The sequence below is a fragment of the Paraglaciecola sp. genome (assembly GCF_030730205.1).
Lineage (GTDB): Bacteria > Pseudomonadota > Gammaproteobacteria > Enterobacterales > Alteromonadaceae > Paraglaciecola.
This window is the reverse complement of the sequence record NZ_JANQVQ010000029.1, coordinates 85,599-106,009: the sequence shown is the minus strand read 5'-3', so window position 1 is coordinate 106,009 and position 20,411 is coordinate 85,599. Positions and strand designations below refer to the sequence as shown.

Here is a 20,411-nt window from a genome sequence, read left to right as displayed (position 1 = left end):
TTAAGGTTCAACGTTGACTGACCTATCCATTAAAAGGAGCACAAATTGGAATTTGTTTTTATATTAGTCGCTTTTATCTGTGGCTTAGCCATAAAGATGGCCGGCTTCCCTCCCCTAATCGGATTTTTGATGGCTGGTTTTGCTTTAAATTTCTTAGGATATGAAGCAAGTCCCTCCCTAGAGGTGTTAGCTGAACTCGGTATCACTTTGATGCTCTTCACCATCGGTTTAAAATTAAACGTCAGAGACTTGTACAAAAAAGAAGTGTGGCTTGGCAGCATTAGTCATTCCATCATTTGGATTACACTGCTTAATATTGCAGTAACTGGTTTGGCGTGGCTTGGCTTAAATGCTTTTACTGAACTGACATTATTCGATATCACTTTATTAGCATTTGCCCTTAGTTTTAGTAGTACAGTGTGTATTGTAAAAATATTAGAAGATAGCGGTGAAATTAAAACCCGTCATGGCAAAGTTGCCATCGGCGTACTTGTTATGCAAGACATTATCGCGGTGCTTTTTATGGTAATAGCGACCGGAAAAATACCTTCAGTATGGGCTCCACTGCTTCTTTTATTGTATTTTGCCAAACCTTTCTTCAAGAAATCCTTAGAAATAGTTGGTCACGGAGAATTACTCCCCTTAAGTGGTTTTTTGTTAGCCTTGGGTGGATACGAATTATTCGAACTTGTCGGGATTAAAGGTGACTTAGGCGCTTTGATTATTGGTATGTTCTGGGCGCCACACAGTAAAGCAGCTGAATTATCTAAATCACTCATGAGTTTCAAAGATTTATTTCTCATCGGCTTCTTTTTAAATATAGGCTTTACCGCGCTACCAACTTTTGAGTTGGTTGGCATGGCACTTTTACTATGTTTGTTTATTCCTATTAAGTTTATTTTGTTTTTTAGGTTGTTCACTTGGCTTAAACTCCGTGCGCGTACCTCTTATTTAGCTAGTTTAGTGCTATCAAACTACAGTGAATTTGGATTAATCGTGGTCGCCCTTTTGGTGAGCACCGGCGTATTAGAGGCCAAATGGCTGGTAATATTAGCCTTAGCATTGTCCTTCTCATTTTTACTCACCGGCCTGCTATACCGTAATTCACACAACCAATACAACAAACTCAAGGCATATTTAAAAACCTTTGAAAGTCCGACCAGATTAGCCGAGGACACCTATGTGCAACCAAAAAATGCTGAAGTACTGGTTTTAGGTATGGGCCGTGTAGGTAAAGGAGCCTATTCATCATTGAACAATATGTTAGGCGAAAAGGTGTGGGGAATGGACGCTGATCCTGTCCGCATTGCAAAATTGCAAAAAGCGGGGCTACAAGTTTTGGTAGGTGATGGTGAAGACATCGATTTATGGGACAACATGGATCTAGGCAAAATTCAATTGATCTTACTTGCCCTGCCGTCGATTGAAGATATCTGCAACATTACGGAACAGCTTCAGCATGCCAATTACCAAGGCAAAATAGCCTCTATTGCTCGCTACGAGGATGAGATTCAACCACTCATAGATGCCGGCTCAGACAAAGTTTTCAACTTTTTTACCGAAGCAGGAACAGGTTTCGCCGAAGAAAGTGTGCAACTTTTAACATCCGAGGCGTAACACCCTTTTAGTGATTGGCAATGGTAACCATTATCATTCTTTATCACTTTGTTTTATAAGGAATTTATTGGTTTTATCATTATAATAACGCTAGAATGCATGCATTAACTACCGAGATAGGAATCGTATTATGTTAGGTGATAAAACAGTCATCGCGAGCCTCAATGAGGTATTGACCTTTGAGTTAACCTCAATCAATCAGTTTTTTTTGCATGCTCGTATGTACAAAAACTGGGGATTCAGTCAATTAAATGAAAAATGCTACAAAAAATCTATTTGCGACATGAAACAAGCCGACGAGTTAATTGAGCGTATTTTGTTTCTTGAGGGGCTACCCAATTTGCAAATGTTAGGCAAATTAATGATCGGTGAAGAGCCACTAGAAATGCTGCAATGCGATCTGACCTTTGAGCTTAGTCAAATTCCTTTATTAAAGAAGGCGATAGCACTGTGTGAAGAGAAGCAGGATTTTGTATCACGGGATTTACTCAGTAAGATCTTACACGGCGAAGAAGACCATATTGATTGGCTAGAAACCCAACAGTCGCAAGTTAGTAGCCTAGGTGCGCAAAATTATCTGCAAACACAAGTTCACGATGAGGATTAAACATGAAAGGTAATAAAAACATTATCGACCAGTTAAACGCCCTATTAGCTTATGAATTAGCCGCGATGGATCAGTATTTTATTCATTCTGAAATGTATGCTGATTGGGGCTTTACAAAACTATATGAGCGTATTTCTCATGAATTTGAAGATGAGAAAGGTCATGCTAAGAAACTAATCGAACGAATTTTATTTTTAGAAGGCACTCCTGACATGGTTACGCGTGATGGTTTACACATCGGTAACGACGTACCTTCAATGTTAGAAAGTGACTTACGAGTAGAATATGCCGTTGCCAGTAAACTCAAAGAAACTATGGCACTGTGCGAAGTTGAAAAAGACTATGTGACGCGAGATATGTTACTTGAATTGCTAGACGACACAGAAATGGATCACGCGCACTGGTTAGAACAGCAAATACGTATGATTAAATTCATTGGTTTGGCTAATTATTTACAATCGCAAAGTTAAGGAAAATACTATTTTTGCGGCTAGCAAAACCAAAACTACGGAAACTCAGTACTAAAATTAACAAAGTAACGTTCAGGTTTTTTAGTGAGCTTATTATCCAATTCGATAATCAGTTGCCACCGCATCAGTGGCTCACTACAAGACCCGATAAAAAAGCTTAAGTTATGTTTGTCTGGGTTTTCTTGGGCTCTTTGATCAGTATTTATCACGGCTATTTTACCCATGTACATGTTCACACCTTGAATCCAAGCATGCGCTAACTCTAGGTTTTCAGACATTATAAGCTGAAATTGATTTTGCTCTTCAACTTGCACTTTACCAAGAAACTTGACTATAACTTGAGCGGCATCTGTATCCACAGAGTTAAATTGGCACATAAGAGTGGTGTCGAGAGAACATTGTTTACCAGTGGTTTCCGTCGTTTTTTCTAAACCTGTTAGAAAAACAGCAAGCGATATGAGCACAACAAAGGCACCCAAAAATAATATGGATTTAATAGACTGATTCAAGGCAATTTTATCTTTATGTTTATTTTGCTTTGGGTAAGTTTGCGGTAAATAAAGATTAGGAACAAGCTTGTTTTTTCTTTCTTTTTTAGGCCTATACCATTATTATTTATAGGGTTTTTAGCCTTAGTAATATTTAAAATTCAAAATCAGGTTAATTGTTAAAATTAATACGTTACGATGTAAATATTCAGTGGCACTTCATTAACAAATTGGAAGATTCATTAAATGAGTGATGCAATTCAAGTACATCCCGAATATAACTACAAAGTTATTCGGCAGTTTGCAGTGATGACCGTTATTTGGGGGATCATTGGTATGAGTCTAGGCGTTTTAATCGCCGCTCAACTTTATTGGCCCGCTTTAAATTTCGATACTCCCTGGTTGACCTTTTCTCGCCTTCGTCCTCTGCATACCAACGCGGTTATTTTTGCATTCGGTGGTTGTGCCTTGTTTGCTACTTCCTATTATGTAGTGCAACGTACATCGCAGGTTCGCCTGTTCAGTGACAAGTTAGCCTCTTTTACGTTTTGGGGCTGGCAAGCTGTTATCGTACTTGCTGTTATTACACTTCCTTTGGGTCTTACCAGTAGTAAAGAGTATGCAGAACTCGAATGGCCGATTGATATTTTAATCGCCTTGGTATGGTCTGCTTATGTAGTGAACTTTTTTGGCACAATGGTGATCCGCAAAGTTTCACACATTTACGTCGCAAACTGGTTCTTTGGTGCTTTCATGTTGACTGTATTAGTTCTGCATGTCGGTAACAGTATGGCAATCCCCGTCTCTATGACTAAGTCATATTCTATCTATGCAGGCGCTGTTGATGCCATGATGCAGTGGTGGTACGGTCACAACGCTGTTGGCTTTTTCTTAACAGCAGGCTTTTTAGGGATGATGTATTATTTTGTTCCTAAACAAGCAGGACGCCCTGTTTATTCTTACCGTTTATCCGTTGTTCACTTTTGGGCCCTAATATCACTTTATATTTGGGCGGGTCCTCACCACTTGCATTACACCGCACTGCCCGATTGGACTCAGTCACTTGGTATGGCTATGTCGATCATTTTATTTGTTCCATCTTGGGGCGGTATGATCAACGGTATTATGACTTTATCAGGTGCGTGGCATAAACTACGTACTGATCCGATTTTACGTTTCTTAGTGGTTTCATTGTCTTTCTACGGTATGTCTACGTTTGAAGGCCCGATGATGGCCATCAAAACAGTTAATGCGCTATCTCATTACACTGACTGGACAATTGGTCACGTGCACTCTGGTGCATTGGGCTGGGTTGCAATGGTATCGATTGGTTCTATCTACCACTTGATCCCTGTACTGTTTAATCGCGAGCGTATGTACAGCATTTATCTAATTAATGTGCATTTCTGGTTAGCCACAATCGGTGTTGTTTTATACATCGTTGCCATGTGGATGTCTGGTGTACTGCAAGGTCTAATGTGGCGTGCAATTAACGCTGACGGCACCTTAACTTACAGTTTTGTTGAATCTCTTCAGGCTTCTAAACCCTTCTATTTAGTAAGATTTATAGGTGGTTGTTTTGTAGTTGTTGGTATGTTGATTATGGCTTACAACTGTTACCGCACAATCAAGGGTGATACACAAGAAACCGTTGATAATAAAGCGCTACAGGCAGCCTAAGGAACAAAATTAATGAAAAATGCACATGAGTTAGTTGAAAAAAATGTGGGCCTGTTAACTATCCTAGTATTGATTGCTATTAGTTTAGGTGGTGCCGCACAAATTACTCCTTTGATGTTTCAGCAACAAACAATGACACCTGTCGATGGTTTGAAGCCTTATACCGCTCTAGAAATGGAAGGTAGAGACATCTTTATTCGTGAAGGTTGTGTGGGTTGTCACAGCCAAATGATCCGTCCATTTCGCTCTGAAACTGAGCGTTATGGCCATTATTCTGTGGCCGGTGAATCAGTTTGGGAACACCCCTTCCTGTGGGGTTCGAAACGTACTGGGCCAGATTTGGCGCGAGTTGGTGGCAGATACAGTGATGAGTGGCATAGAGTGCACTTAATCAATCCTCGTAATGTTGTTCCTGAGTCTAATATGCCAGGCTTTCCTTGGTTAGCTGAAAACAAATTAGACGGTAAGTTAACCGCCAAAAAACTGTCTGTATTCCGAGATTTTGGTGTGCCATATACTGATGAAGATATTGCAGGGGCGCAAGCTGCGGTTCAAGGAAAAACTGAAATGGAGGCTATCATTGCCTACCTTCAGTCTCGCGGCACAGCGTTGAAATAATATGGATTACGCAGTCAGCGGTAGTATTTTTACAGTATTAGTATTTGTTTGTTTTATTGGCATAGTGTTGTGGGCATTTAGTAAAAAATCAAAGAAGCGCTTTAAAGAAGCAGAGAATTTGATTTTTGATGACGAGCCACGGACTAACAAGCAGGAGTCAAAGCTAGATGAGTAGTTTTTGGAGCATTTGGATCTCAGTAATTACACTGGGAAGTATTTTGGGTTGTTTTTTACTGTTACGTTGGTGTTTATCAAATAAGACTGGCGTTAAAGAAGGCGATGATATGCATCATGAATTTGACGGCATACTCGAAATCAATAACCAATTACCCCGTTGGTGGACGATACTTTTTTATATTTGTATCGTTTGGGCACTACTATATTTACTGCTTTACCCGGGATTAGGTAACTTCAAGGGTCTATGGAATTGGCAAAGTTCAAATCAAGGTATTTTATCGTTAGCTGAATCCAGAGCAGCTGTAGAGAAAAATAAAGCTGACGGCGTTATCAGTCAGTACGACCGTGAAGTTGATCAAGCCAATGAGTTATTCCAACCTATTTTTGACGGCTACTATGCGAGGCCCATTACGGAACTTGCAAAAGACGCAGAAGCTTTGAAGGTTGGGCAGCGATTATTTAGTCAAAATTGCTCACAGTGCCATGGCTCTGATGCTCGTGGTCAAAGAGGTTTCCCTAACCTTACGGACAACGACTGGTTGTATGGCGGTACACCAGAAAAGATTACTGAGACGTTAATCAACGGTCGTAATGCCATAATGCCTGCTTGGTTTGATAGCATGGGCGCTGACGGTATTGAAGAAGTGGTTAACTACGTTCTAGGATTAAGTGGTCGTAAGGTGGACGAGTCATTAGCGGCAAAAGGCAAAGACAGATTTGTTGCCTGTGCTGCCTGTCATGGTCCCGATGGTAAAGGCAATCAAGCCTTTGGTGCTCCTAATCTAACAGATGACATTTGGTTATATGGCAACAGTCACGAAAAAGTCACTGAAACGCTAACCTACGGGCGTAACGGTGTCATGCCTGCTTTCAAAAACACCTTGGGTGAAAAGAAGATCCATTTAGTCGCAGCATACGTTTACAGTCTTTCACAAGACAAGTAATAATTGATAACTAAAATAAGCCTCGGTTTATCCGGGGCTTTTTTATGTTTTATTCTACAAATTCATTTTTATGATGGAAACTTACATGCAACAACATGCTGAAAAGCAGGCTTGGTATAAACAGTTTTGGCCATGGTTTTTAATCGTCATTCCCCTGTCTTCGATGGTTTTAAGTTTTACCATGATGAACTTTGCTTTTAACAGCGAAGATAGCTTAGTAAAAGATGATTATTACAAAGAAGGACGGTCTATAAATCTTGATATTCATAAAATACAAGAAGCGAAAGTCCGCCAAATCGAGGCTCATGTTGTGTTTAGTGACACCAATGTTGTGCTTGAACTCGTTTCAGGCAACGTTGATGATGGTGCGGCATTAACCATGGATTTTTTCCATTCAACACAACAATTTAAAGATTTTAAAACGGTGTTACTCAAAGATGCTTCAGGACAATACAAAGGTGAGATAGAACACCCTTTACAGGGCAAGTGGCGGATCAGTTTGCACCCGTATGACGAGCTGTGGAAAATTCAACAAGTCGTTCATCTACCACAGAGCACTCCTGTAGTTCTTAAACCCGAGTAGAACATGCAGCAAAGTTGTTATCATTGTGGTACCAAAAATCCGAGTGCAGCCTATTCTTCTGTGGTACTCAATGAGATGCGTTTTTTCTGTTGTCCAGGCTGTCAAGCTGTTGCAGAAGCGATCGTCAGCAATGGGCTAGAGAATTATTACAGTTTTCGCAGTGAACTGGCTGATAAAGTGTCAGATAAAAATAATGACATACTTGAATCCCTACAACTGTTTGATGAAGATAATATTACCGAAGAGTTTGTATATCAGTCAGGTGAAAATCGAGAGATTCAATTAAGTATTGCCGGAATTAATTGTGCAGCTTGTGGTTGGTTGTTAGAAAAACAGCTAAGTAAACTGGGCGGGATACGCAGTGTTGGTGCCAATGTCACCACTAAGCGCCTGATCGTGATTTGGGACGACAAAGCGCTCAAACTCAGTCAAATACTGCAAAAGATTCAACAAATAGGTTACCTAGCGAAACCCTTTCAAGAAGAACAACACGAAGCTTTGCATCAACAGGAAAACAAGCTACTGCTTAAACGCCTGGGCCTAGCAGGTCTCATGACCATGCAAGTTATGATGTTAAATCTGGGTGTTTTTTTCGATCTATTTGGTCAGATTGACGCCCAGACTAAACAATATTTCAATTGGGTTAGCCTCGTGCTAAGCACCCCTGTGGCACTTTATTCTGCGATAGGGTTCTATCTAAGCGCTTGGCGCGCGTTAAAAGCTCGCTCAGTGAATATGGATGTCCCAATCAGTTTTGCCCTAATCTCGATCTATGTTTCTGGTTTATACGCCACCACCACAGCACAGGGTCAAACCTATTTCGAGTCGTTGTGCATGTTTGTGTTTTTATTATTGATTAGTCGTTTTCTTGAACAAAATGCTCGTTTTAAAGCCGCACAAATTTCATCCAATCTTTTTAGCCATATGCCGACAACTGCAACCTTAATTAATGAAGATAATAGCCATCAGAGTGTGTTAGCCAAGCACTTGAAAATTGGCCAACTCGTTCTAGTTAAGGTTGGTGAGATTATTCCGGTTGATGGCATAGTACGACAGGGCAATGGTCAAGTTAATGAATCCATGTTAACAGGCGAGTTTCAGCTGATAACTAAACAGCAAGACGATAAGGTGTATGCTGGAACCATCAACGAAGTAGGTACGCTGGTTATCGAAGTGCTTAACGCTTTGCATCACTCTGTGGCAAATCAAATCAATCAACTACAAAATCGTGCTCTACTCTCTAAGCCACGGCTCGCTAACTTTGCCGACAGAACCGCTCATCAGTTTGTAATGTTTGTGCTTATTATTGCTGGCCTGACCTATGCAACTTGGCTTTTTATCGCCCCTGATCTTGCGTTTTGGGTCATGATTTCAGTGTTAATTGCCACCTGCCCTTGTGCACTAGGTTTAGCCACGCCAGTGAGTTTAACGTGTACCGTAGGTTATCTGAACAAACGCGGTGTATTACTCAAACGAGCAGATGTATTAGAGCAATTAACCCAGGTAGATTGGGTAGGCTTAGACAAGACGGGCACCTTGACCGAAGGGAAGTTTATCATCAAGCAGCTTACTAATTTCAGTGACTTAAACGAGCAAGAAATACTGAAATTAGCGTCAAGTTTAGAGCAATATTCTTCTCACCCTATTGCAGCGGTTTTTAAAGAGTTCAGTGCTAGCGATATTGTAAAGGATGCCCAAGAAACCATCGCCAATGGGGTCAGTGGCGAGATCAATGGCAAAACCTATCGCATAGGTTCTGCGCGGTTTTGCCAAGTCACCAGCAAGGATGAATTGGCTTCATTCAACGTGTTTTTAACCTGTGGCGATACACTATTAGCGGCATTTTTGTTAGCCGACGCGATCCGCCCAGAAAGTGCTCGTTTAATTAACAGTTTAGCGCCGAAGTACGTTAGCTTACTCAGCGGAGACAATGAGCCAGCGGTAGAAAAATTAGCCCAAGAACTGAATATCAAACATTATCATGCCCATCTAGAGCCCGCGCAAAAACTTTCAATCATTCAACAAGCACAACATCAAGGTCATACTGTTCTGATGATTGGGGATGGTATCAATGATGCACCGGTTTTAGCACAGGCTGACGTATCTATTACCTTAGGTCTAAGTACTGATCTAGCGAAATCGTCAGCGGACATTATCTTGCTAGATAACGCCCTTGATAAAATCCCAGTGATTATTCAGCAAGCAATACGAACCCAACGTAATATAAAACAAAACATCGCTTGGGCTACTGCTTATAATTTGTTAATTTTACCTCTTGCTGTTACTGGCTCACTCAGTCCGCTAATTGCGGTTATCGGCATGTCGGTAAGTTCACTCATTGTGGTAGCTAATGCCACACGTTTATTAAGGTAATAAGTCAAATATTATGAGTGTTATCTACGTATTGATCCCCTTAGCAATCGTATTAGTGTGTCTTGCTATTGCTATCTTTTTTTGGGCGGTAAAATCTAATCAGTTTGATGATTTAGAGCGCCATGGCCACAGTATTTTATTTGACGATGACGTTAAGAAAGTAGAACCCAAACTTCAACAAAACGAGCAGACCAAGACTGATCCTAAACAACATGACTGATCTGAGTTTTTTATCCGCTTTTTTGATTGGGATAGCCGGTAGTGTGCACTGCGTGGGAATGTGCGGAGGAATTGTCGGCGCACTAAGTTTCGCGATCCCCAATAACCACGCTAATTATCCCTACATCTTAGCTTATAATATGGGTCGCATCCTTAGTTATAGTATTGCTGGAGCCCTAGTGGGCTTACTTGGCCAATTCGTGAGTCATCATAGCCTAGCGGGTGTGTCAGTACTGCAGTTTATTAGCGGTGTTTTTTTAATGGTACTTGCGTGTTATATCGGTGGTTGGTGGCATGGTTTACTATTTGTAGAAAAAGGCGGAAAGCACTTATGGAAATACATCAGCCCTCTGTCTAAGCGTTTTATCCCATTTCGTTCACCCATCAGCGCCCTACCCTATGGTATGCTTTGGGGTTGGTTGCCATGCGGCTTAGTGTACTCAACATTAACTTGGGCGCTTGCCAGTGGGGAGGCTATTGCCGGGGCTAAAATTATGTTTGCCTTTGGTTTAGGTACCTTGCCGGTCATGGTACTCATGGCCCTTGGCTTTAAAACACTTCAGCACATTGTTACCCACCCTTTGTTTAAACAAGTAATAGCGGTAAGCTTGTTGTTATATGGTTTATTTACTGTTTTAAAGGCTGTGCAGCTACTTGCTAATCATTAAATCTTTCACTTAGTTATTGGCGAAAAGTGCGATAGCTTCATACACTTAGCTCATGATTAAACACTTTATTGGTTAATTATTTGAGGTAATGGGTATGAACTTTAAAAAGATTCTAGCGGTTATTGATAGCAATACAGAACAGCAGAAATCCTTATCTAGAGCCCTTGAAATATCGGAAAAAACGGGCGCCAGTGTTACTGCATTTCTTAGCATTTACGATTTTTCCTATGAAATGACCACCATGTTATCCATGGATGAAAGAGAGAACATGCGTCAGGCCGTGGTTGACGATAGAACAGAATGGTTGACGAATGTCATTAAAGAAGCGTTTAGCGAGACTGATCATAAAATTGATATAAAAGTCGTATGGCACAATCGGCCATACGAAAGCATTATCTACGAAGTGATTGAAAAAGGGTATGACCTGATCGTAAAAGGCACTCAACAACATAGCTTACTAGAGTCAGTCATCTTTACGCCAACAGATTGGCATATTATGCGCAAAGCGCCTGTACCCGTGCTTTTGGTTAAAGAGCATGATTGGCCTATGGGCGGCAAAATTATTGCAGCGTTAAATTTAGGATCAGATATTGAAGAGCACCAATCCCTCAACCAACAAATCACCAAACACGCCTTACACTTCACTAAATTATTAGGTTCTGAACTGCATCTGGTCAACGCCTATCCGGGTACACCTACCAACATCGTCATTGAAATACCTGAATTTGATCCTACCCAATATAATCAGACCATCCGTCAACATCATATTGACGCCATGCAAAATCATGCGCAGCAACATCATATTTCGCCAGCACAGTGCCATATTGATGAGGGCCTACCTGAATACGTTATTCCTCATTGCGCAGAACAACTTGACGCAGAGCTTGTGGTGCTTGGCACGGTAGGTAGGCAAGGTATATCTGCAGCATTGATAGGCAACACCGCAGAACATGTTATTGATAAATTAAACTGTGACGTATTGGCGATTAAACCTGAAGGGTTTGTTTCCCCTATTCGGATTTGATTCAAACAAAGAAAACACCCTGTACCATTATGGAAACCGCAGGCCGCCTGACAAACTCTTTTTATAGCTGAGCAATGCAGGTATTAAGGCCAACATACCTGCTAAACCCAGGGCAAGGCCGGTAAAGCCAAGAAAGGTTAGAGGTTCAGGAAAACGAGCAATGTTAAAAGCATAGTGATGAAGCAAGACAGGCTGCAGACACGTTAAACCTAAACTCAGAAAGACATAACCTAAAATGCACCCTAATAAGGTAATCAATAATGCTTCGACTTCTACCAACCATATTAACACCCAAGGCCTCGCGCCAAGCGCTCTAAGAACCGACAATTCACGCTGGCGCTCACGCATTGAGGCCAACAACATGGTTGTCATTCCGATTAAAGAAGCAAACAAAACCAAAACTGCGATTACCTTTAAACTCAATTCAACCACAGACATCATTTGCCAAAGTTCATGTAAAGCCACATTTGGTAAAATCGCGGTTAGAGGCTCTGTTTTGTTCTGGCTGACAATCCTTTGTAGACTAAGCAAAGCGATTTTACTGTTTACACCTACTAATGCAGCACTAATTGCCTGTGGATGCTCAGCATGGTTATGATGTTCTTGAACGCCATCATATTCGTGCCCATGTGCGTGAGAATCTTGCTTACTGCTGCCACTACTATGCAAACTATCCACTGCTTCAATTGGCATGTAAATAGCGCGATCCATAGGTGTGCCTGTGGCATTTAATATCCCGACGATAGTAAAGGGATGATTTTTATGCTGGCTAAAACTGACTTTGCCCGCGCCATGTGACAGCACTATCTCATCTTGAAGTTGATAGCCTAAATCTCGAGCCACAGTCGCACCTAATACCAGCTGCTTATTGTGCATAAACAGCTTACCCTCTTGTAAGCTTAATTTATCTTGTTGAGCAAATTTGACGTGCTCGAAATAATCTAGGGTGGTACCAACCACAGCATAGCCTTGGTGCGAATCACCCAGCACAATAGGCACTGCCCACGAAACTTGTTTATTAGAGGCTAACTCAGCAAAACTTTGCCATGCCATATTATTGCTGGGATTCCCCAAGCGAAAGATTGAAAATAACAATAAGTTTAATTGACTGGTTCGGCTGCCAACAATTAAGTCTACACCGGATACTGACCGCTCGAAGTTTTGTCGCACCTGCGTTTCGATATGCGCAACACTGGCTAACACTAACATGCTGATTGCAATAGAAAAACAAGTCAAAAAAACCATAGGCTTACGTGAAAATAAACTCGCTATACTAAGGTTAAACAACATAAATATGGTCGCCCTATTAAGCTAGAAGGTCAGCAAAATTCACTTGCTGAGAAAAATGATTGGCGAGGCTCTTATCATGACTGACAAAAATGACCGTACTTTGTTGCGCACATTCAAGCAATAGTTGAATAAAGTGATCACGTAATTCGCTGTCTAATGCTGAGGTTGGCTCGTCTGCAATAATAAGTTGAGGTTGATTGATCAAGGCCCTAACAACCGCCACTCGTTGCTGCTGTCCTACACTCATTTCACTGGCCGCTTGCGCGAGCAATGATCCACTTAACTGAAGTTTATCGGTCAATTGTTCAAGTAATTGTTGTTTACTGTCTGAGTTGCTTGAAGAAAAATACTGTCCTAACTGAATATTTTGCAAGCCGCTTAAATAGGGTAATAAATTAAACTGCTGAAATATCATACCCACGTTATTCGCTCTAAATTGGTCTCTTTTAGCTGCCGATATGCTGTTTAGGTCTTGCCCTAAGATTTCAATCGAACCAGAATATCCGCTCACCACACCACTTAAAAGATTCAATAAGGTAGACTTGCCACTACCTGATTTACCATACAAAAATAAGTGCTGTGCTTTTTCTACCTGCCAACGACTAATATGTAACTTAAACATACTCTGTTTTTGCCAACTAAAATTTAAGTCTTTGATGTTTATCGCTAATTCCATAGAGTCCAATTGCAACTTTTTTAATGCCTTAAATCGAATAATTTTAGCCCCTCGATTGTCAAGGCACAAAATCACTGATTTTTATTGCTGTATTTTCCGTTATAATTGCCCATCGAGTTTAGCGTTTCAAGCAATAACAGCATTTAAAGACGAACCAATGAGCCAGATTTCAGCATTAGATTCCAAAAAGAAATACAGTTTTAACAAACTTCAAAAAAGAATACGCCGATTTACCGGCCAAGCCATTGCCGATTTCAATATGATTGAAGATGGTGACAAGGTTATGGTGTGTTTGTCAGGGGGCAAAGACAGCTATACCATGCTTGATGTATTGCTATACATGCAACGCGTCGCGCCTATTAAATTTACTATCGTCGCGGTTAATTTAGATCAAAAACAACCGGGGTTTCCAGAGCACGTCTTACCCCGTTACTTATCTGAACTGGGCGTCGACTATAAAATAGTCGAAGAAGACACCTACTCTATCGTACTAGACAAAATACCTGAGGGAAAAACCACCTGTTCTTTATGCTCTCGTTTACGGCGAGGGATCTTGTATCGTACTGCGACAGAATTAGGTGCCACTAAAATTGCATTGGGTCATCACCGTGACGATATATTAGAAACGTTATTCTTAAATATGTTTCATGGTGGACAGTTAAAAGCCATGCCGCCCAAACTTGTCAGTGATGATGGTAAACAAATGGTCATCCGCCCTTTAGCCTATTGCGCCGAAAAAGACATTGCGCGCTATTCGAGTATTCTGGAGTTTCCTATCATTCCATGTAATTTGTGTGGTTCACAAGACAACTTGCAACGAGTGGCAATCAAAGGCATGTTAAATGATTGGGATAAACGCTTTCCAGGTCGCATAGAATCCATGTTTAAAGCTTTGCAGAATGTAACGCCCTCCCATTTAGCCGATACTAAGCTGTTTAACTTTGCTGAACTGACGACACAAGCCACGCCCTATGAAAACGGCGATCTTGCTTTTGACCCTCCTACTTTTAACCCGAGGCTATTGGTAGACGAGCAGGAAGAATCGAGCGTAAAAATTATAAATTTGTAAGTGTGGGAATCAAGGAGAAAAGGCATGAAAATTGGGTTAGCGCTAGGTAGCGGTGCCTCTCGTGGTTGGGCTCACATTGGTGTTATTCAAGCTTTAGAAGAGCTAGGTATTGAAATAGATATCGTAACGGGCTGCTCAATTGGCTCTTACGTAGGTGCAGCTTACGCCTCAGGAAAATTAGCGCCCTTAGCCGAATGGGTAAAAAGTTTGACTGAGTGGCAAGTATTCGCGTTGATGGGGGTGGGGTTTTATCGAGGTGGACTGGTAAGTGGCTTAAAGGTTTTTAAAGCCTTAGAAGATAATTTTGCCTTTGACACCTTTGATAAACTACACAAACCCTTTGCGGCTGTAGCGACTGATTTGTATAGCGGTCGCGAAGTCGACTTCACTCAAGGGTCTGTTATTCAAGCGGTAAGAGCATCATGCGCCATTCCTGGTTTGTTTCCACCGGTTTGCATCGACAATCGCTGGCTGGTAGATGGTGGTGTGGTGAATCCCGTACCCGTCAATTTATGTCGTTTACTGGGCGCAGACATCGTGTTTGCCATCAATCTAAGCGCAGATTTTCGGCCACAATCCTTATTGCAAAACCAGCATGAACATGAAAAAAATCAACAAAAAACCTCTGATTTTTTTAAACGCAGTCAGGCACAAATTCAAAATTGGTTTAAAAAAGGCAGTAAACCAGATGCAGAAGGAAGTGAATATTTAGGTGAAGAACAACAACAAGATCTCAAGGTCGAAGGTGAAATTGACATTCTTGAACAAGCCAACGCTGAGGTGCCCAGTGATCAAAGCAATCCGACTTCAAGTGCATTGCCCACCCCGTCGATTTTGAATGCGATGTCAGGCTCCTTAGACATACTGCAAGGCAGAGTCACCCGTTCTCGACTTGCCGGCGATCCTCCAGACATTCTGATTGAACCGCAATTGCGAGACTTTGGTATGATGGAATTTTACCGAGCAGAAGAACTAATCGAAGAAGGTCGAAACAGCGTAAAACGCATTGCTGACCAAATTAAATATCAACTTAGATTAAGTAATTAGTCAACGCTCTTGTGGCGTAAAATGCAGGCAAATAAACCAACTATTTGCCTGTTACACATTTTAAAACATCAGAAACTGGCGGTAAAACCAACTACTTTGACATTAATGCATTGATTCTGATGGGTTTAATATTTAGTTTTAAACCATCCGTAGCATGTTCAATTGTGTCATTGTGCAGGTCAATTTCTTTATTTTTAAGCGCTAAGCCCTTTACATTGTTTTCTATGCCGGGCGTATCTTCAAAGCTAAATCGTAATCCTTCAGTACCGGGCATCATAAACGATAAAAAACTGCCCATATCACTAAAAAAAGTCGCATACTGATCAGATAACATTTTTAACTCTGCCTGCGAATATTCTACTTTTAAATATTCTGTTTTAGTCTCTAATTGCACTGACATGTCGCATTGGTTTGCCGGTTGTTTTATATCAACTGATATATAGGCATCAGCCAATTTTAAGGCCTTTTCAGTGGGTAAGGTGAATCTTTTATCTTTACTGATAACTAAAGGAATAGTTTGTTTCTGCGTAACGATAATGGCGTTATCGATATCACATAACCACTCTTCTTGAACTTTTTTAAAGCCAAAAGAGAACTGCAAAGCGTTCAATTCTTCTTTGTCTATTTTTTTTAAATGGCTATAAAAGCGAGAATATTCCACCTCTATATGTTCAGCAAAACACGCTTGGCTTAATAGAGCGAAGGTTAAAACTAATTTTTTCATACTGACAACTTCATGTATTTACGGTTAACTCGGATCATACTCAAAATCTCGTCAATATAATCTTGACCTCGAATTGAATAACTGTGCAGGCCTTTCGCTAGGGCCTCTGCGGTAATGGGACGATTTTTAACTCTTAAATTTGCTCTAATATCACGCAATTCAGCATAGGCATAATGTCGATTCAAATTACGAATGTAAGTCATAACCGCATGAGACAAACTGCGAAACTTTGCCACTTCGTGGGCTTCATCATCGTCTCTGAGAGTAGGCACAAAACCACAACCTTTTCTAAAACACCACAAGCCAAAAAAATTATAACCATTTTGGGCAAACCGTGAAGTGCCCCATGCAGATTCATTGGCCGCCTGCACTAAAATTAAAGCGGGAGGAATAATATCGACCCGTTTCACTAATTCTCGCAATAAAGCAGGCGTTGACTCCTCATCCTCTAATTGATATTTGGCCGCTAGTTTATCTAATACAAGCCGATGACGAGGACTTAAAGTAGGCGATTGAGCAAACTGGTTAGACAGTGACATCACAATTTCTCGTTCACGCAGTACGATAGTGTTTTGCCGTCTTATTTCCGGTAACAGGTAAGCAAAAAATTGCTTCTTTTTTTCGACAATATCTTCAATTTCAGAAAAATTGGGTACCGGTTTATAGCTATTTTCTAAGGGGGGGACTTCCATGTGTTCCATGCTAACGATGTCATTCGACACATCAGTTGGTTCAACTTGTGTTTTAAACAAAATGGCAGTAATACCTAGCACTATAAAAATAATTAATAAAAAAAACCGCATACCCAGCTTATTATGCGGCTTGTTTTTCTTATGTTTTTTGATGTTAGGCATGAAAAATAGAATCCACCGATTTCTCTTTAGTTAAGCTAGCATCTTGTATTTTAACTTTGATACCGAATAACTCACGGTAGAGGACCCCCTTCATATTGAAATAAAATGGAATAATCCAGATATAAGCAATACCAAAGGTGAATAAACCGACGATAAACAGCACAAAAGCGCCCACGTAAAACAAACTTAACTGAGTCCAATAGCGATTAAAAATACGAATAGACTGCAAAATAGCTTGGCCAGGTGAAAGCTGCTTCTCTACATATAACATCATGGAAAAGCCCGTAGCAAAGCCAAGATAAATCCCGGGCAAAATAAATAATGCTGAGCCTAAGTAAACAATAACCAAGACTAGCATGGCTAAAAAAATCACTAAGGCTGAATTAATAATACGTTTGAGAACCACCGAAAAAGCCGGTCTTTCACCAACACTATGAGATATACCTGTCATAAACATGGCCGCGACTAAAGGTGCGGTAATGATAGTAACGACAATTTGTAAAGCAAGTTGCGCATTAGGTGGGGCAACAGCCCAATCTTGCACCTCGAAAAGGTGTTCTAACACCGCAATGCACAGTAAAACCAAACCAAAAATAAGGAGAGAGCCTTGCAGTAAACTGCCTTTTCGCGTTTGACTCAAATTCCATGCTTCTTTGGCTAGCACTGGCATATTGAGCTTGGTTAGACCTTGCAGGCTATTTTCAATATTGCCGCCTACATTGTCGTATTCATGTTGATTCACATCATTACCTTTTTAAACTGAAGCTTTGTTATGTATTAGGCTGTAAAAGCCAGTTTAGCTGCCAGTAAAATAAGTACGGCACCCATAATTCGATCAAACCAATAACCTTTAGCGCTCAAAAACCCCCTGACTTTGCTTGAGCTAAGTAAATACGATAAGCCACAAAACCATACGCCAGTGGCCACTGATAAATAAAGGCCATAGACCAACTTTATGTGATTAGGGGTTTGGGCAGACACAGCAACCGCAAAAACAGATAAGAAAAACAAGGTTGCCTTAGGATTTAAACCATTAGTTAAAAAGCCTACCCAAAAGGCTTTCTTATCTGACATGGTTTGAGTACTTTGTTGAGTATTTAGCTCATTGGTATTTTGTGGCGCCTTACTCCTTATCGCGCCCCAGCCGATGTATAAAAGATACGCAGCAGCTGCATAACTAAGCAACGAAAATACCCCCGGGGTATTTTGTATTAACAAACCAATGCCCAACAGTGAATATGCCACGTGTAACATGATAGCTAAACCAATACCTATACTGGTGTAAATCGCCACTCTTCGCCCATAACTAATGCTATGTTTTAGGACAATCGCAAAATCGGGACCAGGACTAGCAACTGCCAATATATGCACACTCGCAATAGTCAAAAACTCTAACCAGTATTGTGAAAAAGCATCAAACATCTTGGCTACTCTATTTCATACTTGCATTAAAAAATTGCGGCACTATAACACTTGCCAGTCCATAGTGGTGCTCTGCAAAGTTATTTTTACCCGCACTCGGTTCTAAATTAAGCTCCACAGTATGTGCACCGTGATTCTTAGCAAGCTCTACAAAGCCTGCAGCGGGATAAACATTACCTGAGGTGCCAATAGAAACAAATATATCACATTGGCATAAGGCTGCTTCTATTTGACTCATGTACTGTGGAGTCTCTCCAAACCACACGATATCAGGGCGCAGAGCCTGTGAGGGGTGACAACACGTACAGTGATGGTGTCCATCAATATCACCTGTAGTAGCGATCGTTTTACCACTTCGTACACATCGGGCTCGTTGTAATTCACCATGCATATGCAAAACATCAGTACTACCTGCCCGTTCATGCAAATTATCAACGTTTTGCGTAATTAAAACAAAACGCTCAGCAAATCTCGACGCTACGTTTGCAAGGGCTATATGAGCCTTATTGGGTGTAACGTCAGGACTTAACAACTGTTTTCGCCTAGCGTTATAAAAGTCGTAAACAAGTTGAGGATTTCGCGCAAAACCTTCAGGAGTAGCCACATCTTCGATCGCATGGTTTTCCCATAAGCCATTGCTATCTCTAAACGTTTTTATACCCGATTCAGCAGAGATCCCGGCTCCGGTTAATACAACAACACGCTCAAATTTCATGGCTAATAACAACTATACATTTTTGGCAAATATTACCATCGCCAGTGATGAAAGAATAGTTGGCCTGCTTAATCATAGGCATTGTAGTCATAGCAAAAGCATTTTATCCTTCTTTTAACTTTACTTAGGGTCATGACTATTTTGCCTCCATCTCCAATGCCATTTACTCAAAGAATAGAAAGACTGTATAGCGAGCTGTCGCCCAATGGTCGAAAACTTGCCGATCATTTGATGCATCATTCACAGGACGTAATTAACTGCACCGTTGCAGAACTAGCAACCATCACGCAAACATCCAAAGCAACGGTGAGCCGTTTTTTTAGGCAGTTAGGGTATGAGTCGCATTTTGATGTGAAACAGGAAATGAATGAATTACGGGCTGCGGGTTATCCAATCAATACGCATTCTTCTGATGTAACGGGTTACAAAGCCGAACTCACTCGCTTAAAACAAACTTTTGAAAATATTGATAATCAGCAATTAAGCCATTTTATCGATGATATAATTCAAGCCAAACGTATCACCTTGATCGGTTTTCGAAATAGCTATCCGGTAGCCTTGCATTTTCGTCAGCAATTACAACAGATTAAAACTCAAATTAGGGTTTTGCCCTACCCTGGTCAAACCCTAAGCGAAGATTTACAGGATCTCGAGCCCGACGAACTCATTATTGTATTTGGGTTCAGACGCCGACCTAAAATTTTTGCTGAGATGCTCCAGCACGTAAGCCAGCATAAAGTGGCGCTATTTGCTGACCCCTCAGGACAAATTTATAAAGCCAATACTGATTACTTATTTATTTGTCAGCTTGGTCAAGAACAAGCCTTAGATAGTTATGCCGCGCCCATGAGTCTTATTGCGATTATAAGCAATAAAGTGCTAACAAAATTAGCCAGTCAAGGGCAAAAACGGGTAGCAAGTATTTCTGAGCGTTTTAGGCTTCTGGATGAATTAGAATGATTAACGGTCACTATTTATGTTTTCGTAGTTGATAGTTAATCACTTCAACAAAAATGACTCTTTTAATTAATCGCCACTCCAACTTTGTTAACAGGATAAACAGAGAGCTGAATCTTGTTGGCGCTAATCTACTCAGCCCCTCCAAATATATTTTTGTTGAAACCATTCGTTTCACTTGACTCGATA

Annotated in this window: 23 protein-coding genes; 15 read left to right on the top strand and 8 right to left on the bottom strand. The window is 40.8% G+C overall.

Translation table 11 applies throughout. The features are described 5' to 3' along the window. The first annotated feature begins 45 nt into the window (after positions 1–45). From NWQ57_RS03115 to bfr (NWQ57_RS03105), 3 genes are all read left to right on the top strand, one after another. Positions 46–1,617, top strand: coding sequence for a cation:proton antiporter family protein (locus NWQ57_RS03115; protein ID WP_306020567.1), 1,572 nt, complete (start codon positions 46–48; stop codon positions 1,615–1,617). 130 nt (positions 1,618–1,747) lie between these two features. Then, positions 1,748–2,224, top strand: coding sequence for a bacterioferritin (gene bfr / locus NWQ57_RS03110; RefSeq protein WP_306020566.1), 477 nt, complete (start codon positions 1,748–1,750; stop codon positions 2,222–2,224). A gap of 2 nt (positions 2,225–2,226) precedes the next feature. Further along, positions 2,227–2,694, top strand: a complete 468-nt coding sequence (gene bfr, locus NWQ57_RS03105; protein WP_306020565.1) for a bacterioferritin — start codon at positions 2,227–2,229, stop codon at positions 2,692–2,694. Positions 2,695–2,729: 35 nt separating this feature from the next. Here the strand turns inward: bfr (NWQ57_RS03105) and NWQ57_RS03100 are convergent, their stop codons facing one another. Then, positions 2,730–3,203: a hypothetical protein gene (locus NWQ57_RS03100; protein ID WP_306020564.1), complete on the bottom strand. Its 474-nt coding sequence runs from the start codon at positions 3,201–3,203 to the stop codon at positions 2,730–2,732. Between the two features lie 225 nt (positions 3,204–3,428). On the opposite strand from NWQ57_RS03100, the gene ccoN reads away from it, so the two are divergent. From ccoN to uspE, 9 genes are all read left to right on the top strand, one after another. Next, entirely contained in the window at positions 3,429–4,862 is a 1,434-nt protein-coding gene (ccoN, locus tag NWQ57_RS03095; protein WP_306020563.1) for a cytochrome-c oxidase, cbb3-type subunit I, read from the top strand. Between the two features lie 12 nt (positions 4,863–4,874). Next, positions 4,875–5,480: a cytochrome-c oxidase, cbb3-type subunit II gene (gene ccoO / locus NWQ57_RS03090; RefSeq protein WP_306020562.1), complete on the top strand. Its 606-nt coding sequence runs from the start codon at positions 4,875–4,877 to the stop codon at positions 5,478–5,480. 1 nt (position 5,481) lies between these two features. Beyond that, positions 5,482–5,655, top strand: coding sequence for a CcoQ/FixQ family Cbb3-type cytochrome c oxidase assembly chaperone (locus tag NWQ57_RS03085; protein WP_306020561.1), 174 nt, complete (start codon positions 5,482–5,484; stop codon positions 5,653–5,655). Further along, complete coding sequence (ccoP, locus tag NWQ57_RS03080) at positions 5,648–6,601, top strand: cytochrome-c oxidase, cbb3-type subunit III (protein ID WP_306020559.1); 954 nt, start codon at positions 5,648–5,650, stop codon at positions 6,599–6,601. The genes NWQ57_RS03085 and ccoP overlap by 8 nt, the downstream gene beginning before the upstream one ends. 85 nt (positions 6,602–6,686) lie before the next feature. Then, positions 6,687–7,184, top strand: a complete 498-nt coding sequence (locus NWQ57_RS03075) for a FixH family protein (RefSeq protein WP_306020557.1) — start codon at positions 6,687–6,689, stop codon at positions 7,182–7,184. A 3-nt stretch (positions 7,185–7,187) separates the two neighbouring features. Further along, positions 7,188–9,557, top strand: coding sequence for a heavy metal translocating P-type ATPase (locus NWQ57_RS03070; protein ID WP_306020556.1), 2,370 nt, complete (start codon positions 7,188–7,190; stop codon positions 9,555–9,557). A 13-nt stretch (positions 9,558–9,570) separates the two neighbouring features. Then, complete coding sequence (ccoS, locus tag NWQ57_RS03065) at positions 9,571–9,777, top strand: cbb3-type cytochrome oxidase assembly protein CcoS (RefSeq protein ID WP_306020555.1); 207 nt, start codon at positions 9,571–9,573, stop codon at positions 9,775–9,777. Further along, complete coding sequence (locus NWQ57_RS03060) at positions 9,770–10,444, top strand: sulfite exporter TauE/SafE family protein (protein WP_306020554.1); 675 nt, start codon at positions 9,770–9,772, stop codon at positions 10,442–10,444. The genes ccoS and NWQ57_RS03060 overlap by 8 nt, the downstream gene beginning before the upstream one ends. Positions 10,445–10,538: 94 nt before the next feature. Then, a complete protein-coding gene (uspE, locus tag NWQ57_RS03055) occupies positions 10,539–11,468 on the top strand; it encodes a universal stress protein UspE (protein WP_306020553.1) in 930 nt (309 codons plus the stop codon). A gap of 27 nt (positions 11,469–11,495) precedes the next feature. Here the strand turns inward: uspE and NWQ57_RS03050 are convergent, their stop codons facing one another. Both NWQ57_RS03050 and NWQ57_RS03045 read right to left on the bottom strand, forming a co-directional pair. Further along, positions 11,496–12,758 carry an FtsX-like permease family protein gene (locus NWQ57_RS03050; RefSeq protein WP_306020552.1) on the bottom strand — a complete coding sequence of 421 codons (1,263 nt, stop codon included), beginning with the start codon at positions 12,756–12,758 and terminating at the stop codon, positions 11,496–11,498. A gap of 16 nt (positions 12,759–12,774) precedes the next feature. Continuing rightward, on the bottom strand, positions 12,775–13,434 hold the full coding sequence (locus NWQ57_RS03045) for an ABC transporter ATP-binding protein (protein ID WP_306020551.1): 660 nt from the start codon (positions 13,432–13,434) through the stop codon (positions 12,775–12,777). A gap of 157 nt (positions 13,435–13,591) precedes the next feature. On the opposite strand from NWQ57_RS03045, the gene ttcA reads away from it, so the two are divergent. Together ttcA and NWQ57_RS03035 are read left to right on the top strand one after the other, a co-directional pair. Beyond that, positions 13,592–14,503, top strand: coding sequence for a tRNA 2-thiocytidine(32) synthetase TtcA (gene ttcA, locus NWQ57_RS03040; protein WP_306020549.1), 912 nt, complete (start codon positions 13,592–13,594; stop codon positions 14,501–14,503). Between the two features lie 24 nt (positions 14,504–14,527). Further along, positions 14,528–15,550, top strand: a complete 1,023-nt coding sequence (locus tag NWQ57_RS03035; protein ID WP_306020548.1) for a patatin-like phospholipase family protein — start codon at positions 14,528–14,530, stop codon at positions 15,548–15,550. Positions 15,551–15,641: 91 nt separating this feature from the next. Here NWQ57_RS03035 and NWQ57_RS03030 read toward each other — a convergent pair whose 3' ends face one another. Genes NWQ57_RS03030 through cobB form a run of 5 tightly spaced genes read right to left on the bottom strand, consistent with a single transcriptional unit; the run spans position 15,642 to position 19,265 of the window. Beyond that, positions 15,642–16,274, bottom strand: a complete 633-nt coding sequence (locus tag NWQ57_RS03030) for a DUF2987 domain-containing protein (protein WP_306020547.1) — start codon at positions 16,272–16,274, stop codon at positions 15,642–15,644. Next, on the bottom strand, positions 16,271–17,128 hold the full coding sequence (locus NWQ57_RS03025) for a glucosaminidase domain-containing protein (RefSeq protein WP_306020546.1): 858 nt from the start codon (positions 17,126–17,128) through the stop codon (positions 16,271–16,273). The genes NWQ57_RS03030 and NWQ57_RS03025 overlap by 4 nt, the downstream gene beginning before the upstream one ends. Continuing rightward, on the bottom strand, positions 17,121–17,870 hold the full coding sequence (locus NWQ57_RS03020; protein ID WP_306020544.1) for a hypothetical protein: 750 nt from the start codon (positions 17,868–17,870) through the stop codon (positions 17,121–17,123). The genes NWQ57_RS03025 and NWQ57_RS03020 overlap by 8 nt, the downstream gene beginning before the upstream one ends. Before the next feature lie 35 nt (positions 17,871–17,905). After that, positions 17,906–18,550 (bottom strand): LysE family translocator, encoded by a 645-nt coding sequence (locus NWQ57_RS03015; protein WP_306020543.1) that lies wholly within the window; start codon positions 18,548–18,550, stop codon positions 17,906–17,908. A gap of 10 nt (positions 18,551–18,560) precedes the next feature. After that, positions 18,561–19,265: a Sir2 family NAD+-dependent deacetylase gene (cobB, locus tag NWQ57_RS03010; RefSeq protein WP_306020541.1), complete on the bottom strand. Its 705-nt coding sequence runs from the start codon at positions 19,263–19,265 to the stop codon at positions 18,561–18,563. Between the two features lie 141 nt (positions 19,266–19,406). Here cobB and NWQ57_RS03005 point away from each other — a divergent pair, with 141 nt between their 5' ends. After that, positions 19,407–20,225, top strand: coding sequence for a MurR/RpiR family transcriptional regulator (locus tag NWQ57_RS03005; protein WP_306020540.1), 819 nt, complete (start codon positions 19,407–19,409; stop codon positions 20,223–20,225). Positions 20,226–20,411 lie beyond the last annotated feature (186 nt).